General features: G+C 60.8%; 14 protein-coding genes. 4 read left to right on the forward strand and 10 right to left on the reverse strand.

Features of this window, described 5'->3' with window-relative positions; all coding sequences use genetic code 11:
• Positions 1-127: 127 nt before the first annotated feature.
• The 8 genes from WLQ66_RS01450 to WLQ66_RS01485 all read right to left on the reverse strand — a co-directional run bounded on the left by WLQ66_RS01450 (position 128) and on the right by WLQ66_RS01485 (position 7,850).
• On the reverse strand, positions 128-1,282 hold the full coding sequence (locus tag WLQ66_RS01450) for a M56 family metallopeptidase (protein WP_340544492.1): 1,155 nt from the start codon (positions 1,280-1,282) through the stop codon (positions 128-130).
• The gene (locus WLQ66_RS01455) at positions 1,272-1,667 is read right to left on the reverse strand and encodes a BlaI/MecI/CopY family transcriptional regulator (protein ID WP_340544494.1); all 396 of its coding nucleotides are present in this window, start codon (positions 1,665-1,667) and stop codon (positions 1,272-1,274) included. Before WLQ66_RS01455 ends, WLQ66_RS01450 begins: the two co-directional genes overlap by 11 nt.
• A gap of 158 nt (positions 1,668-1,825) precedes the next feature.
• The gene (locus WLQ66_RS01460) at positions 1,826-2,104 is read right to left on the reverse strand and encodes a DUF2160 domain-containing protein (RefSeq protein ID WP_340544496.1); all 279 of its coding nucleotides are present in this window, start codon (positions 2,102-2,104) and stop codon (positions 1,826-1,828) included.
• Complete coding sequence (locus WLQ66_RS01465; protein ID WP_008561997.1) at positions 2,104-2,901, reverse strand: carbohydrate ABC transporter permease; 798 nt, start codon at positions 2,899-2,901, stop codon at positions 2,104-2,106. The genes WLQ66_RS01460 and WLQ66_RS01465 overlap by 1 nt, the downstream gene beginning before the upstream one ends.
• A gap of 12 nt (positions 2,902-2,913) precedes the next feature.
• The gene (locus tag WLQ66_RS01470; RefSeq protein WP_340544503.1) at positions 2,914-3,777 is read right to left on the reverse strand and encodes a carbohydrate ABC transporter permease; all 864 of its coding nucleotides are present in this window, start codon (positions 3,775-3,777) and stop codon (positions 2,914-2,916) included.
• The gene (locus WLQ66_RS01475; RefSeq protein ID WP_340544505.1) at positions 3,777-4,880 is read right to left on the reverse strand and encodes an ABC transporter ATP-binding protein; all 1,104 of its coding nucleotides are present in this window, start codon (positions 4,878-4,880) and stop codon (positions 3,777-3,779) included. Before WLQ66_RS01475 ends, WLQ66_RS01470 begins: the two co-directional genes overlap by 1 nt.
• A 7-nt stretch (positions 4,881-4,887) precedes the next feature.
• Complete coding sequence (locus WLQ66_RS01480) at positions 4,888-5,964, reverse strand: ABC transporter ATP-binding protein (protein ID WP_340544508.1); 1,077 nt, start codon at positions 5,962-5,964, stop codon at positions 4,888-4,890.
• 152 nt (positions 5,965-6,116) lie between these two features.
• Positions 6,117-7,850, reverse strand: coding sequence for an ABC transporter substrate-binding protein (locus tag WLQ66_RS01485; RefSeq protein WP_340544511.1), 1,734 nt, complete (start codon positions 7,848-7,850; stop codon positions 6,117-6,119).
• A 327-nt stretch (positions 7,851-8,177) separates the two neighbouring features.
• Here WLQ66_RS01485 and WLQ66_RS01490 point away from each other — a divergent pair, with 327 nt between their 5' ends.
• The gene (locus WLQ66_RS01490) at positions 8,178-9,308 is read left to right on the forward strand and encodes a THUMP domain-containing class I SAM-dependent RNA methyltransferase (RefSeq protein ID WP_340544513.1); all 1,131 of its coding nucleotides are present in this window, start codon (positions 8,178-8,180) and stop codon (positions 9,306-9,308) included.
• A 15-nt stretch (positions 9,309-9,323) separates the two neighbouring features.
• On the opposite strand, the gene WLQ66_RS01495 is transcribed toward WLQ66_RS01490, so the two are convergent.
• A complete protein-coding gene (locus WLQ66_RS01495; protein ID WP_340544515.1) occupies positions 9,324-10,178 on the reverse strand; it encodes a 2-dehydro-3-deoxygalactonokinase in 855 nt (284 codons plus the stop codon).
• Positions 10,179-11,051: 873 nt separating this feature from the next.
• Between WLQ66_RS01495 and WLQ66_RS01500 the strand changes: the two genes are divergently transcribed.
• The 3 genes from WLQ66_RS01500 (at position 11,052) to WLQ66_RS01510 (ending at position 14,292) form a co-directional block, all read left to right on the forward strand.
• Positions 11,052-11,768 carry a sugar transferase gene (locus WLQ66_RS01500; protein WP_340546278.1) on the forward strand — a complete coding sequence of 239 codons (717 nt, stop codon included), beginning with the start codon at positions 11,052-11,054 and terminating at the stop codon, positions 11,766-11,768.
• Between the two features lie 75 nt (positions 11,769-11,843).
• A complete protein-coding gene (locus WLQ66_RS01505) occupies positions 11,844-12,902 on the forward strand; it encodes a CpsD/CapB family tyrosine-protein kinase (RefSeq protein WP_340544517.1) in 1,059 nt (352 codons plus the stop codon).
• Positions 12,903-13,005: 103 nt separating this feature from the next.
• The gene (locus WLQ66_RS01510) at positions 13,006-14,292 is read left to right on the forward strand and encodes a GumC domain-containing protein (RefSeq protein WP_340544519.1); all 1,287 of its coding nucleotides are present in this window, start codon (positions 13,006-13,008) and stop codon (positions 14,290-14,292) included.
• A 22-nt stretch (positions 14,293-14,314) separates the two neighbouring features.
• Here the strand turns inward: WLQ66_RS01510 and WLQ66_RS01515 are convergent, their stop codons facing one another.
• Positions 14,315-15,679 (reverse strand): oligosaccharide flippase family protein, encoded by a 1,365-nt coding sequence (locus WLQ66_RS01515; protein WP_340544521.1) that lies wholly within the window; start codon positions 15,677-15,679, stop codon positions 14,315-14,317.
• Between the last annotated feature and the right edge of the window lie 128 nt (positions 15,680-15,807).

Raw genomic sequence — 15,807 nt, forward strand, 5'->3', positions numbered from 1 at the left:
GTGTTTGTTTTTCCGGGATCGACACCGCAGCTGCGCAAACTCACCGGTACGCCCTAGAGGATGTCTCGATCAGCAGAAATGGATGCAGTTCTGACAGCCGTCGCAGGTCGTGAACCACCGAAAGGGGTTATTTGGTGAGCGTCATGAACCCACCCTGCAAGGCAGTGACAGCCGTCTGATTGGTATCGGTCACAGCGTTGCGGTGGGCCATCCGCTCGAGATTGACGATGGTCGACAACATGATCCGGTCATGGCTCCAGTCGCCGGGCCGCTGCATCAGGAGCGCGGTGGCAATCACCCCGGTCGCCAGCATCGTCGAAACCAGCATCCAGCCGAACATATGGGGATCTTGGGGCTGCTGCGCTGCGGTGACCACATCAATGCGCCGGGCCAGCGTGGCCCCACGGCGCAGTTCGCGCCGATCTACCAATGCGACCGAGGGGCTGCGCTGCACGAAGCGGATCGGATCCCGCGCCGCCAGGGTGCAGGCCCGGATCAGACATTCGCAGTAGGCGCGGATATCCCGCTGCCCGCGCGTCATCAGCGCCTGGTCACAGGCAAATTCCCGCAGCATCTGCACTTCACGACGCCAGAGGTGATAGGCGGGGTTCCAGAACAGGAAGGGGCGCAGTGCCTCCAGCAGGAATTCGCATTCCACATCCCACTGGCGGAAATGCTGCAATTCATGGGCAACGCTCAACCGCAGATCCGATGGGTTTGTGACCAGCGCGGAGGGCAGCACAACATAGCGGGTAAACAGGCCGCGCGTGGAGAAGGCGACTGTGCTCCGGTCGCTGATGCGGATTTCGATACGGCCAAGACGCTTCCAGATATAGGCCTGTCGCAATCCCGCTCGCAGCCGCAGCACGGCCAAGCCCAGCTGCGCGAGGGAAAGGAGGGCACCGACAATGAGCGCGGCAATGGCAAGCTGCGCCCAGAGGCTGGTCTGCGCCATCAACGCCCTCACCAGATCTTCGCGCAGGCCAAGGATGCTCTCAAACCGTGTGGCGCTCATGTTGACATTGCCCTGCAGATACTGCGCCACCAGCATGTCCGACAGGGTGGGCGGCTGGGAGACGACATAGGTGGTCAGAGCAACCACCAGTATCGGTGACACCGTCAGCAAAAGCGTCATGCCGTTCAGCAGCCTGAGCTGTGGGCGAAACGCCGGGCCCAGCCGACTGCGTGCCAGGATCGCCCGCAGAGCCAGCCAAAGAACGGTGCCGGCAAGGAGCAGTAAATTCAGGTCAATATAGGCGTTCAGAAAACTCTCAGCGTTCATCGTCCCCCAACCTTTCATTCAGCAAGGCCCGTATCTCCACGAGCATCTCGTCGGTGACATCCTCGTCATCCACCAGGCGGGCGACGAGGGCCGCCGGGGCGCCGTTGAAGAGCTTGCTCGAAAGGTTCTTGAGAGTGGTTTTCTGATAATCCGCCTTGGGCACCGCAGGGCGGTAGACCAAGGATCTGTCAGCTCGTTCGCTGCTCAGAAACCCTTTTTGTTCCATAATCTTCAGCACAGTCGCGACCGATGTGTAGGCCCGTTCCTGGCTTTTGTTCAGTTCGGCCAGGATATCGCGCACCGTGCCGCCGCCGGTTTCCCAGACAACAGTCATGAATTCGAGTTCAACCTCTGTCAAAAGCGGGTTGTCCTGTTTCTTTCGCATCATGTCTGTCCGGTTGTCCTGGGCTTTGATCATGCTAGGGGATTGGGGGGAGGTTTGAAAACTACTTTTTTAAGAGAGTGGTCCCGAGACCGCGAAAAACACGGTGATGGTCTTGCGACAAAGGGCCCGCCAAGGGGCCCTTTGCCAATGAACTGCGGTCAGACCTTCCAGAAGGTGAAGACAAACCAGCCGATCGAGAGCCCCAGCGGCCACCACAGCGGCATCCCCACCAGACCCAGCCAGGCCAGGAAGATGTAGGAGGTGCCCAGCAGGCTGATGAACAGCCGGTCGCCACGGGTTGTCACCAGCCCCAGCGCGCCTTTGCGGGTGTCGCCTCCGGGTTGACGGATTTCCAGAACGATCATCAGGCCGATGGCCGAAAAGATCCCGATGAACACAAGGGCGGTGGGCCAGGTCCAGGCCATCCAACTCAGCATTATACCCTCCCCATCGCAAAGCCTTTTGCGATGTAGTTGCGGACGAAATAGATCACGATCGCGCCCGGAATGATTGTCAATGTGCCCGCAGCCGCCAGCAGGCCCAGCTCATACCCGGCACTTGAGGCGGTTTTGGTCATGGTGGCCGCGATGGGTTTTGCGGCAACGGCGGTCAATGTCTTGGCCAGCAGCAGTTCCACCCAAGAGAACATGAAGCAGAAGAAAGCCGCCACGCCGACGCCTGCCTTGATCGACGGGATGAAGATCGTGGCAAAGAAGCGCGGGAAGGAATAGCCGTCCACATAGGCGGTTTCATCCAGCTCTTTGGGGATGCCGCCCATGAACCCTTCAAGGATCCAGACCGCCAGTGGAATGTTGAACAGGCAGTGCGCCAGAGCCACCGCGAGATGGGTGTCGAACAGGCCGACAGCGGAATAAAGCTGGAAGAACGGCAGCGCAAACACCGCGGCCGGCGCCATCCGGTTGGTCAGCAGCCAGAAAAACAGCTGCTTGTCGCCAAGAAAGCGGTAGCGCGAGAACGCATAGGCCGCAGGCAGGGCAACAGCGACGGAGATCACCGTATTGATCGACACATAGATGATCGAGTTGATGTAGCCCCAATACCAGCTCGGATCGGTAAAGATCGTTGCATAGTTCTCAAGCGTAAAGGTTTGCGGGAACAGCGAGAACCCGGACAGGATTTCATTCGTCGTCTTGAAGCTCATCGCCACCAGCCAGTAGATCGGCAGCATGAGGAACAGGATATAGACGATGGGGACGATGGTACGTTTTTGCATCGTATCAGATCCTCAATTCTGGTCGTCTTTGGTCATCAGCGTGTAAAACAGCCAGCTGACCAGAAGTGTGATTGCGAAATAGATGAGCGACATGGCGGCAGCCGGGCCTAGGTCGAACTGACCAAGGGCGATCTTCACTAGGTCGATCGACAACAGCGTGGTGGAATTGCCGGGTCCGCCGCCGGTCAGAACAAACGGCTCGGTGTAGATGTTGAAGCTGTCCATGAACCGCAACAGGATCGCGATGGTCAGCACCGTCTTCATCTTCGGCAGCTGGATGAACCGGAACACGGCCCAGTTGGAGGCGCCGTCGATCTTGGCCGCCTGATAATAGGCGTCGGGGATCGACACGAGACCGGCATAGCTCAGCAGTACCACCAGCGAGGTCCAGTGCCAGACATCCATGGTCACGATGGTCACCCAGGCCGCAATCGGGTCCTGTGTCATATCATAGTTGATGCCCAGCACGTGGTTCAGGAAATACCCCAGGAGGCCGATATCCGGCAGGGTGAAGATGTTCCACATCGCGCCGACCACATTCCACGGGATCAGCATCGGCAGCGCCATGGTCACCAGACAGACCGGCACCCAGAACCCTTTGCGCGGCATCGACAGCGCAATTGCGATGCCCAGCGGCACCTCGATGATCAGGATCAGGAAGGTGAACAGGAACTGGCGTCCCAGCGCGGCATGGAACCGGTCAGAGCGCAGGATCTGCTGGAACCAGTCGAGCCCCTGCCAGAAGAACACGTTGTCGCCGAATGTCTCCTGAACGGAGTAGTTGACGACGGTCATCATCGGGATCAGCGCGTTGAAGGCAACGAGCAGAAGGACAGGCAGGACAAAGAACCACGCCTTTTGGTTTTCGGTTTTCATTATGCCTGCTCCTCGGTCGCGGTGGCAGATTGGGCAGCTTCTGTCGCGATCCAGCCATCGACATAAAGCCGGGTCTGGTCCTGACGGAAGGACAGGTGGACCGCCTCGCCCTTGGCGGGGCCTGCACCTTCGATCACGGCATTGATCCGCTGGCCTTCAGCTTCACATTCGACAACGGTGTGCCGCCCGACATCCGAAACCTTGGTCACAGTTGCAGGCAGGCCGTTCGCGGCGAGCGTGACAAACTCGGGCCGGATGCCGACCTCGGTCTTGCCTTTGGCGTCACCCAAAATCGGGCCTTCCAGTGCAATCGGCTGGGTGCCGATATAGGGCTGGCCTGCGCGCAGGTCGCAAGGCAGCACGTTCATGCCAGGTGAGCCGATGAAATGGCCAACAAACGTATGTGCGGGGCGTTCGAACAGCTCAACCGGGGTGCCGATCTGTACCACCAGACCATCCTGCATCACCACCACCTGATCGGCAAAGGTCAGCGCCTCTGTCTGGTCATGGGTCACATAGATCATCGTGGCCTTCACGCGCTGATGCAGTTCTTTCAGCTTCGAACGCAGTTTCCACTTCAGATGCGGGTCGATCACGGTGAGCGGCTCGTCGAACATCACGACGTTCACATCCTCGCGCACCAGACCCCGGCCCATGGAGATCTTCTGCTTGTTGTCCGGGCTCAACCCTGCGGCGCGGGTGTTGAGTAGATCAGTCACTTCCAGCATCTCGGCAATGGCCATCACGCGCTCTTTGACCGTTGCCTCGTCACGGCCGCGGTTGCGCAGCGGAAAGGCGAGGTTGTCGTAAACGGTCATGGTGTCGTAGATCACCGGAAACTGGAACACCTGCGCAATGTTGCGCTGATCTGGGGGCAGTTTGGTGACATCCTTGCCGTCAAAGAGGATCTGCCCTTCGGAGGGCACCAACAGGCCGGATATGATGTTCAGCAGCGTGGATTTGCCGCAACCCGAAGGACCAAGCAGGGCGTAGGCACCGCCATCGGTCCAGTCGAGGTCGATTTCCTTCAGGGCGTAGTCGGATTCGCTTGAGGGGGTCGGCACATAGCTGTGCCGCAGTTTTGAGAGTGTAATTTTTGCCATTTGCGCCTCACGCCACGCGGGAGCCATCAGGGGCAAAGACATATGCCGCCGAGGGATCCATATAAAAATCATGCAGTTCGCCGACCTCATAGGGGTGAACCCCCGCAGCAAGGGAGACCCAGCTGCCGTGATCTGCATCCAAGCCCATGTCGAAATGGGCACTGCTTTCAGAGCCGGACAGCTCCGTCACCTGCACCCGGCCCGACAGCTGCACCGTGGTCGCAGGGCTGGCGATCGGCAGAACGTGGTAGGGGCGGATCGCGATGGTGTAGGGGCCATCTGCCAGATCTGCCGCCGCGCCGGTCAGCGACCAGCTGACGTCATTGCCCAGGCGCGCTGTGCTGCCCTGCTTCACGATTGGGGCGGTGTTGATCGGCGGATCGGAGAATACGCGCGCCGCTGCGACATTATCGGGGTTGCGATAGATATCGGCAGTGGTACCGAACTGGGTGACGCGGCCATCCTGCATCAGCGCGGTCTTCCCACCCAGCAGCAGCGCCTCTTCCGGTTCGGAGGTTGCATAGACCACAACGGCGCCACGACCAGCAAACAGCTCGGGCAGCTGATCGCGCAGCTCTTCGCGCAGCTTGTAGTCGAGGTTCGCCAGCGGCTCATCCAGGAACACCGCACGGCTTTCCTTGGCAATTGCGCGGGCCAGCGCGGTTCGCTGCTGCTGACCACCGGACAGCTCATGCGGGCGACGGTGCAGCATCGGGCGCAGCTGCAGGATGTCTGCGGCTTCTTCGACGCGGCCTTCGATCTCGGACTTCGCCATACCAGCCACCTTCAGCGGCGAGGCGATGTTCTCGTAGACGGTCATATGGGGGTAGTTGATGAAAAACTGGTGCACCAGGCTGATATTGCGCTTCTGAGTGCTGAGCGAGGTCACATCCTGACCATCCATCAGCACCTGTCCGCTGGCAATCGGGTCAAGACCCGCCATCATCTTGATAAGAGAGGTCTTGCCTGACCCGGTGGCGCCCAGAAGGACGTTGAAGTGACCTGGCTCCAGCACAAGGGAGGTTTCCTTGATATGCAGCTGGGCGCCGACGCGTTTGGTCACGTTTCTGAGTTCGAGTGCCATCTTGCTTTGACTTTCCGGCGGACGGCCTGTTGCGCGCGGCATGCGCGATCTAATTTTGGGAAAAAATTGCCCCGGAGAGGGCCAGCCACGCTCCGGGGCGAAAGCGGGGAGCGCAGCGGATAGGTCCGCGCGCTCCCCACGGGGAGGAGGGGTTACTCAGATGCCCAGCGGGCAACCAGCTCGTCATAGTTGACGGTCTGGCCCTGCGGCTTCTCATTCTCCAGTTTCGGCTTGGCGCCGCCATTGGCATACCACCACTCGGCGTCTTTCTCTTCGTTCAGACGCGGGCCGCAGCCGCCATAGACATTCGCCTGCTCGTCTGCACGCTGCATACGGGCCATGGTGATGTCCATTTCCTCGGCCAGACGGTCCATGGCTTCCTGCGGGGTGAAGGCGCCGGAGTTCACGTCACCGATCTGCTGCCACCAGATCTGGGCCAGCTTCGGATAGTCAGGCACGTTCACGCCGGTCGGGGACCATGCAACGCGGTCGGGCGAACGGTAGAATTCGACCAGACCACCCAGCTTGGGCGCACGCTCGGTGAAGCTCTCGTGGTTCACGGAAGAGTCACGGATGAAGGTCAGACCAACGTGGGATTTTTTCACGTCAACGGTCTTGGACACAACAAACTGAGCATAGAGCCAGGCCGCCTTGGCGCGATCAACCGGGGTGGATTTCAGGAAGGTCCAGGAACCCACGTCCTGATAGCCAACCTTCTGGCCTTCTTCCCAGTAGGGACCATGCGGGCTGGGCGCCATCCGCCACAGCGGGTTGCCCTCGTCGTCAACAGTGTTGTTGCCTTCGGACTTCGGCTTCACCATATCGGCGGTGAAGGCGGTGTACCAGAAGATCTGCTGGGCTACGTTGCCCTGTGCCAGAGCGGGCAGCGACTGGTAGAAGTCATAGGATGCAGCACCCGGAGGGGCGTATTTGCGCAGCCATTCGTCCCACTTGCGGATCGCATAGACCGCAGCCGGACCATTGGCAGCACCACCGCGGGTCACGCTTGCACCGGCAGGGTTGCAGGAATCCGCTTCCATGCGGATGCCCCATTCGTCGATCGGCACACCGTTCGGCTCACCTTTCGAACCGGCACCGGCCATCGACAGCCAGGCGTCGGTCATCCGCCAGCCAAGGTCAGGCGCGCGCTTGCCGTAGTCCATGTGACCAAAGATTGTGGTCCCGTCGATTTCCTTGACGTCTTCGCTGAAGAATTCGGCGATGTCTTCATATGCGGACCAGTTGACCGGAACGCCCAGATCATAGCCGTATTTCTCTTTGAACGCGGCCTGCAGGTCTTCGCGGTCAAACCAGTCCTTGCGGAACCAGTAGAGGTTCGCAAACTGCTGATCGGGCAGCTGGTAGAGATCGCCATCTGGACCCGTGGTGAACTGGGTGCCCATGAAATCGCCGAGATCCAGACCGGGGTTGGTGACGTCGAAGAAGTCGCCTTCCATCATGTCGGTCAGGTTATAGGCCAGTTGCAGGCGCGAGTGGGTGCCGATCAGGTCGGAATCGTTGACATAGGCGTCATACAGGTTCCGCTTGGTCTGCATTTGCGTCTGCACGGCCTGAACCACTTCACCCTCGCCGAGGATCTGGTGATTCACCTTGATGCCGGTGATTTCCTCGAACGCTTTGGTCAGCACCTCGGATTCGTAGCTATGCGTCGGAATGCCTTCGGACAGGACGTTGATTTCCATGCCCTTGAACGGCTCGGACGCCTTGATGAACCATTGCATCTCCGAGAGCTGTTCATCCTTGGTCAGAACCGAGGGCTGGAACTCTTCGTCGATCCATTTCTTGGCAGCGGCCTCATCGGCATAGGCTGCCTGTCCCGCGACCACGGCAATAACCGCGGCTGCGGACAAAAGATACTTCCGCATCTTTCTCCTCCCTAGTGATTTATTGTGGCCAAAGATGCCCCGTGGCACCCGGCTGACAAACAGGTTCCATACCGCAGTCTATCTTGTCAAACTAATTTTTTAGTTTATCGTAAGGCGCTGAATTTTAAAGATAAGTAAATCCACCTTGAGGCGAGTGATCTGACCGTGCGGATGGGCTCTGCGGTGCTGCATCGCGGCAATCGTCGCGGGAATCCCACAGTGCGCGATCCGCACTTGCGTGCACGGCAACGGTAGCGGCCATTGCCGCCGCGCCGAATGGCGAAATTTGCCGTCGCTGACAGGGGGTTTTGCCGCTAAGGAGAGGTCATGGATACATGTGATACATTCGAGATCTTCCTGACCGCCCCTCCGGGGATGGAGCAGACCCTGCAGCGCGAAGCGACGGAGGCTGGCTTTGCCGGTGCCAAAACGGTACCCGGTGGCGTCACTTTTGAAGGCGGCTGGCCCGATGTCTGGCGCGCCAATCTGCAATTGCGCGGCGCCGCGCGCGTGCTGGCCCGTATCGGTTCTTTCCGTGCGTTTCACCTCGCGCAGCTCGACAAGCGCGCCCGCAAATTTCCCTGGTCGGATGTGCTGCGCGCGGATGTCCCGGTCCGCGTGGAGACCACAACCAACAAGAAATCCAAGATCTACCACGCAGGTGCGGCCACCCAGCGTATCGAACGTGCGATCACAGAGGAGCTTGGCGCCGAGATCAGCGCCGATGCCCCCATCACGGTGAAACTGCGGATCGAGGATAATCTCTGCACCTTCAGCGTCGATACCTCCGGCGAGGGGCTGCACAAGCGCGGTCACAAGACAGCCGTGGGCAAGGCGCCGATGCGCGAGAACCTCGCCGCTCTGTTCCTGCGGGACTGCGGGTATGACGGGCAGGAGCCCGTGGTGGATCCGATGTGCGGCTCCGGCACCTTTGTGATCGAGGCGGCCGAGATCGCCAGAGGGCTGTTTCCCGGCCGCAGCCGCAGTTTTGCGTTTGAACAGATGGCCAGCTTTGATCCCGATGCTTGGCAGGCCCTGCGTGCTGAGCAGAACCCGCGCCAGACCAGCGCACGCTGCTACGGATCCGACCGCAATGATGGCGCGGTTGACATGGCCACCGCCAATGCCGAACGGGCAGGGGTCGGCGATCTGGTGACCATTGTTCAGCAGGCGGTCAGCGACCTGACGCCACCGGATCTGGGTCCGGAGGGCAAACCGGGTCTGGTGATCGTGAACCCGCCTTATGGCGCGCGGATCGGCAACAAGAAGCTGCTCTATGCGCTCTATGCGGCGCTTGGGGAAACGCTGATGGTCCGTTTCAGTGGTTGGCGCGTCGGCATCGTTACCAGCGAGACCTCCTTGGCCAAGGCGACGAATTTGCCCTTCAAACCCTTTGGTCCGCCGGTGGCCCATGGCGGTTTGAAGATCCGGCTGTTCCAGACCAATCCGCTGCCATAGGCGCTCTGGCAGATCCTAGGATGTGATGCCCCGCCAGGCCCGGACCAGACCGGCCAGAGCCATGCGATCGGCGTCGGTACGGGTAACCGGCACGCCCTGGTGATTGAGCGCAAGACAATAGGGCACATCCAGCGGCGCAGCTGCGATCAGGGCAACATTCTGCCCTAACCAATAGGGGCGCGCCGCCGACAGCTCTGCACCAAGGAGCAGCCCCCAAAGACGCGCAGAGGTTTCGCTGTCTGATCCGTCCCGCAGAACCTGAAGCTCGGCCAAACGCGCGGCCAGGGCTTCAGGTTTGGACTGGATGGTTTCCATCGCCGCTGTCAGAGCGGTGCGCTCGGCACTCTGAAATTCTGCGCCCCCCTCAATGCCCAATCCCGGCGCCAGGCTGCGCCACAGTCCGGGTGTCAGAAAGCTCTGAAAACTGACCACTTCCTCTGCGCTGATCAGTGCCCAATGGGTCGTCACCCCAGCAATGCAGATCACGCCGTCCCAGTCGGGGTTGAGGCTGAGGAACCCCGCAATGCGATTGACGGCACCGCGCATCACTCCAACCGGAGCGCTTTGTGACAGCCCGCCAAGCAGCCGCAGCGGGTGCGTCCCCAGCATCGCCTCTCCCATCGGCAGCTCCGTGACCTTGGCAGGCACCGCGATCGTGCCCGTCGTGCCGCCCCGCAGGCTGTCATCATTGAGCAGGATCGGCGTCTCCGGGGCGCAGCCATGCAGCGTGCCAACCAGCCCGGCCAGATCCGCCATCAAATCGGCGCCTGTGCTGGCGGAGACATGTTGCACTGCGTCCCCTTCGTTCATCAGCCAGACCATCAAGCGACCGTCTGCGTGATCCGCAGCCACCCAGTTGGCAGATTTCATCGGGGCGGCCCCGGCGGTTGATGCAGAGAATGGCTCAGAAGATGCAGCGCACATGTTGATGTCCTTTTGCCCGGATCCCGAAACGGGAATGCGGTGACGGCGGTTTCCGGCACCAAGCCCCTCCTTGCCAAGTTCCGGGTCAATGATCAACGTCAGCCCCGGATTTGGCGCCATTTGGCTTCAGGCGACAATCGGGCCCGGATTGGCGCTATTTTTGTTTCGGCAATGGCGGGGAAATGGTTAACGGATCCAGCCGCCCGATGAAGAAGGTTAACATTCCTTATTGGATAAGCCGGGCGTGGACTCGAATTTAGCCATGAGTCTTGGTTGATTCCTTATACTTTTGGGTAGGCTGCGGAGATAGTTCCTATCCTTTAGAGGAATTGTTTCTCAGTTGGCGCCCTGATTTACTGAAAATTGAGCGAATACTGCCCTATCTCCGATTTTACTGAGATTTGCGTAAAATTGCTTTATTAAGAAATGGCCGCAATTGCGGTTCGGAGGGCGACCTGAACGGGCCGCCTGATTGGGACGAAGGTGCCAGCCTCATGGGGGTGCGGCTGGAGAAGAACCATCGATCTTATTGGACTTGGGACCCGGGGCGCTGTCGTGCCGGGATACTCAGATTGGTGCGAGTACGCCCGCTTTGGCGGGGCAATGTCGCTGTTGTTTCAGCGCACGGGTGAGGATCGCGGGGGCGGTCCTAGATTGGGGTTGGAAATGAAGGATTTCGTGCAAGAGGGGGCTGCTCGCCCGTCTGGTGTTGCGGTCGGTCGGGCGACATGGTCGCGCTGGCCGTTGGTCGGAAACGGCTATCCTGTGGCATTGGTCAGGGAAGCGCGTTTTGTGTCTGTCGCCAAGTCCGTTGCCAATATGAATGCAGAGATTTCGGCGCGATCATCTTCGCCGCGCCGGGCGCTCGACAGTCACCTGACCGGACTGCGCGACGACGTTCAGGCCCAGTCCTCGAAAATGTCTCGTCAGGGTTATGCCGTTTTCGGCAAACGTATGCTCGATATCACGCTGGTTCTGCTCACACTGCCGATCAGTCTGCCCTTGATCCTGATGGCCGCGCTTGCGCTTTGGCTGGAAGGGGGCAATCCCTTCTACACGCAGGATCGCCTTGGCCAGCGCGGGCGGGTATTCTCGATCCTGAAACTGCGCACCATGGTGCGCGATGCCGACAAGCTGCTGGAGCGTTATCTCGCCAGCAATCCGGCCATGCGGCGCGAATGGGACGAGACGCAGAAGCTGAAGGCAGATCCGCGCATCACGCCGGTCGGCCGCTTCCTGCGCACCACGTCACTGGATGAGCTGCCACAGCTGTGGAATGTTCTGATCGGTGAGATGAGCCTGGTTGGCCCGCGTCCGATGATGCCCGATCAACTGTCGCTCTATGGCGATGCCACCGCCTATTTCGATCTCAAACCCGGGATTACCGGTCTCTGGCAGGTCTCGGTGCGTAATGAGAGTGGATTTGCCACCCGCGCCCGCGCCGATACCAGCTATCACGGCGACCTGAGCCTGCGCACGGATGTCGATCTTTTGCTGCGGACGGTGGGTGTCGTTCTGCGAGGCACGGGATATTAACCGATCGCATCTAACTGTGATGGGCCGGACTATAGGCGCATCTTGCCTAACGTGGTAGAACTGCGAGGGGGTTTCATGAAAGATGCGATCAACGACGCGGAGGCCCCTGGCACCTGTGGACAGAAACTGGAGTGGGACGACCCCATTGCAATGACGCAACAAGGCTTTAAGAGATTTCGCCGCCGCAAGGGGCGCAACTCCTCGGACCCAGAGCATGACACGGCTCTGACCGGGCAGCCTCAGTCTGCGCCGAACGCGCCACAACAGGGCGGTGAAAATGCCCGAGAAATGGCGGCTGCCGCGCGCAGCGCGCAGGCCGATGAAGGCAGACGTTTTGCCCGGCGCCCTGAGAGCAGCAGAAACAGGCCGCTCGAAGGGATCTCAGATACGGATCCAAAGCCGCAGCGCCTGCCCGCGAACCTGCCCGAGATGTGGGAGCGTCTCCACCGCGTCCCACTGGACATTCGCGGTCATCAGGTGGCGCGCTCGCCGCTGGTGAATTTCTTTCGCAACTCCCCCACCGCAAACGCCTTTGACCTGCTGCGCACCCGCCTGCTTCACAGTCTGAAGGCACAGGGCTGGAAGCGGGTTGCCGTCGCGGCGCCGACAGCCGGGTGCGGGGCCACGTTCTCTGCCGTCAACCTCGCGCTCAGCATGGCGCGGGTTCCGGGGACACGCACGGTGCTGATGGATCTGAATTTTCGCAGACCCGGTGTCGCCTCCGCGCTGAAACTGCCACCGGCCGGCGATATGCCGGGCTTTCTATCAGGGGAGCTGACACTGGCAGAGCATCTGATCCGCCCCGCCGCGTCTCTGGCCGTCGGGCTGACCGCAGCCCCGGACCGCAACGCCGCCGAAATCCTGCATGACGGGCGGTGCGCCAGCGTGATCGACGACATGGTGCTAAGCACGAGCGCGGATGTGACATTGTTCGATCTGCCGCCGGTTCTGGAACATGACGATACCGCCGCCTTTCTGCCGCAGGTCGATGGCGTTCTGCTGATTGCCGACGGCACCCGTACCACGGCGGCACATCTCGCGGCCTGTGAAAAACTCTTTGATGGTCAAACCCAGTTGCTGGGCGTCAGCCTGAACCGCGCGCGGGGCGCCGGTTTGCTGCAATTTGGCCAATAGATCCGACCGGGGACCTCGCCGAGGTCCCTGATCCCGCCTCCCGGCGCGCGCGCCGTTTCTGAACCGACGACCAACCGCAACCAACCATCAAACGAGCCGACACATGGGACCGATCCGCACTCTGGATGACATTTTGGATATGCTGCGACGGCGCGCGTCGGTGATCCTTTGGGTTGTCCTGCTGGGTGCCATGGTGTCGCTATGGGTCGCGGCAAAGCAGCAGCATTTCTACGAAAGCTCGGCGGTCCTGCAGATCACCCGGCCGAAGATCGCCGACGAACTTGCCAAATCCACCGTTGACGGATCTTCGGCGCGGCGGCTGCAACTGATCGAGCAGCGTCTGATGGCGCGTGGTTCGGTCCTGGAAATCATCGAGAAATACGGTCTCTACAAGGAACTGCCAGGCCTTGTCCCCTCTGAAAAGGTGGCGCTGCTGCGCGACTCCGTCTCGCTGACCGGGGTTGCTGCCGCGAGGGAGGGGTTTGCCGATGACGGCACGATTTCGGTGCTGACCATCTCGGCGCTGATGCCGACGCCGGAACAGGCGCAGGCCGTTGCCAGTGAATTCGCCACCCGCACGATTGAACTGAGCCAGAGCTCGCGCATCGAACAGGCCCGGGAAACCCTGACCTTTTTTGCCGACAAGGAAGCCGCGCTCATCGGCGAGGTGGCCGAGCTCGAGAATGAGATCACCGCCTATCGCAACGCCAATAACGTTGCACTTCCCGGCGGGATCGAGATGCGCCGCGAGGAGATTTCATCGCTCAATACCGGCTTGCTGGAGATCGAGCGCGAGCAGATCGAGCTGCGCAGACAGGCGGATCAGACCACATCGAACCAGCGTCAGGCCACGGCCCGTCGCATGCTTGAAGTCTTTGAGGAGAAACTGGCCACGCTGGACGCGCAGCGCGAACTGCTGCTGAACCGCAGGTCGACGCTTGAGCGATCGCTGGAAACCACACCGGAGGTGGAGCGCCAGCTCGGCGTCTATGAGCGCAGGATGAGCCAGCTGCAAAGCGAGCTGGATGCGATTTCTCAGCGCCGGACCGAGGCGGAAGTGGGCTTTCGTCTGGAAGCCTCGCGCCAGTCGGAGCGCTTGAATATCATCGAATCCGCGCCGCTTCCGGACTATCCGGCAACAGGCGGGCGCAAGAAAAAGGCACTGATGGGCGGTGTTGCCAGTATCGGACTGGCCCTTGGCATCGCCTTCCTGCTTGAGCTGCGGCACCCGGTGCTGCGCAGCGTGGCGCAGATGGAGCGGGAAACGGGCCTGACACCGGTTGTTGCGATCCCCTATCTGGACACGGCACCCCGGCGGCGCGGCTTCCTCGCGCGGCTGCGCAGAGGCTTCAACAGGCGGCGCCCGCCGGGGGCCGAAGCAAGCGGCTGAAAGAGGCGTTCGGTCCTGGTTCTTAGCCAACCGCGGCGATCATCGCCGTCAGCCTGTCCCAGTGCCACCAGATCGCGGACAGGCCAACCATCAGAGCCAGAACCATAAACAGCAGGTCATGCAGCGGATCCCAGACATGGTGTTTGCAGGCCAGCCAGATCATCACCGGATAGGCCATTACCATCGCCAGCCCCAGCGCGGCGATCCCGCCTGTCAGGCCAAACAGCATCACCCCGGCCAGAAACAGCACCGTCTGCGCAATCCCTCGCGCCGCCGTAAAAACAAAGAATGACCGGCTGTCCCCGGCGGCCAACGCGGCCTGATCATAGGTCATGGTGATCACAGCCGGAGCCATGGCAAGCGCGATCAGAACCACCATCGGACCGGCATCGCCATATCGCGCATCATAGAGCAGATCGACAAGCCAAGGGCCAAGCCAGGCCATCGTCAGCAGGATCGACAGGATCATCATGCTCAGCCCGGCGCGCAGCTGGCGCTGTTTGCGCCGGTACTCCGGTGCGGCATGGGCAGGCTTGTCGCGGTAAACCGGGATCATCAGCCGCTGGTTCACCGCATGGCCGAGTGCCATCGGGAAGCTCGCCAGGAAAAATCCGATATTGTAGATACCAAGCACGTCCAGCGGGACGAACTTGCCCAGAATGGCCCGATCGCCCTGCGAGGTCAGAAACCAGAAGGCGGTCGACAGGAAAATCCATTTGCCGAAATGCAGCAATTCACGCAGCGCCGTCGGCTCCCATCGAAACCGGCTGGGCCGTCCCGGCAGTCCCAGATGCATGCTCAGCAGGAATACGCCTGCCTGCAGGACACTGCCCAGGACCAAGGCCAGAACCGATTGCGTCCACCAGGCCAGCAGAACCATGGCGCCAATGCCAATGGCCTGGCTGATCAGCTCCAGCGCCGTTAGTCGACCGACCAGCAAATGGCGATGGGCCGTCTCCACGCGGATCGGGTCAAATCCGTTGAGCACCAGCGCGATACCGGCAATCGGCAGGTACCACAGCAATTCCGCTGCGCCATAGAATTGCGAAACAGGCCAGGCCAACAGCAGGGTCAACCCCCACAGGACAAAGCCACGCACCACCTGCACGCTCCAGGCCGTGTCGAGGAAATCCGGATCGTCGCCGCGCTTGCTCTGGGCAATGGACGGACCGATCCCCATATCGGAAAACAGCGCCAGCCCGGTGACCACAACGCTGACCAGCGCCATCAGGCCAAAGGCTTCGGGGAACAGCAGCCGCGTCATCACCAGATTCGCCGCCAACCGCAGCGCCTGACTGCCGCCATAGCCGATCATCAGCCAGGAGGCCGAGCGCAACACGCGGGCGGCGAGGCGTTCTCCTTGGAAAAGCGACAGGACCTGCGGCATCAATATCCTCGAGGTTTTGCGATACACTTGCGATACTGATCCCAAAAGGCGTCAATTCCGCGGCATGATCGCGGCAATGCTGGGCAAGTGTGACAACTGACGATAGCCTGCGACAAGTCTTGCATAAA

Origin of the sequence: Phaeobacter sp. A36a-5a, assembly GCF_037911135.1 — a bacterium.
In the GTDB taxonomy this organism is placed as follows: domain Bacteria; phylum Pseudomonadota; class Alphaproteobacteria; order Rhodobacterales; family Rhodobacteraceae; genus Phaeobacter; species Phaeobacter bryozoorum.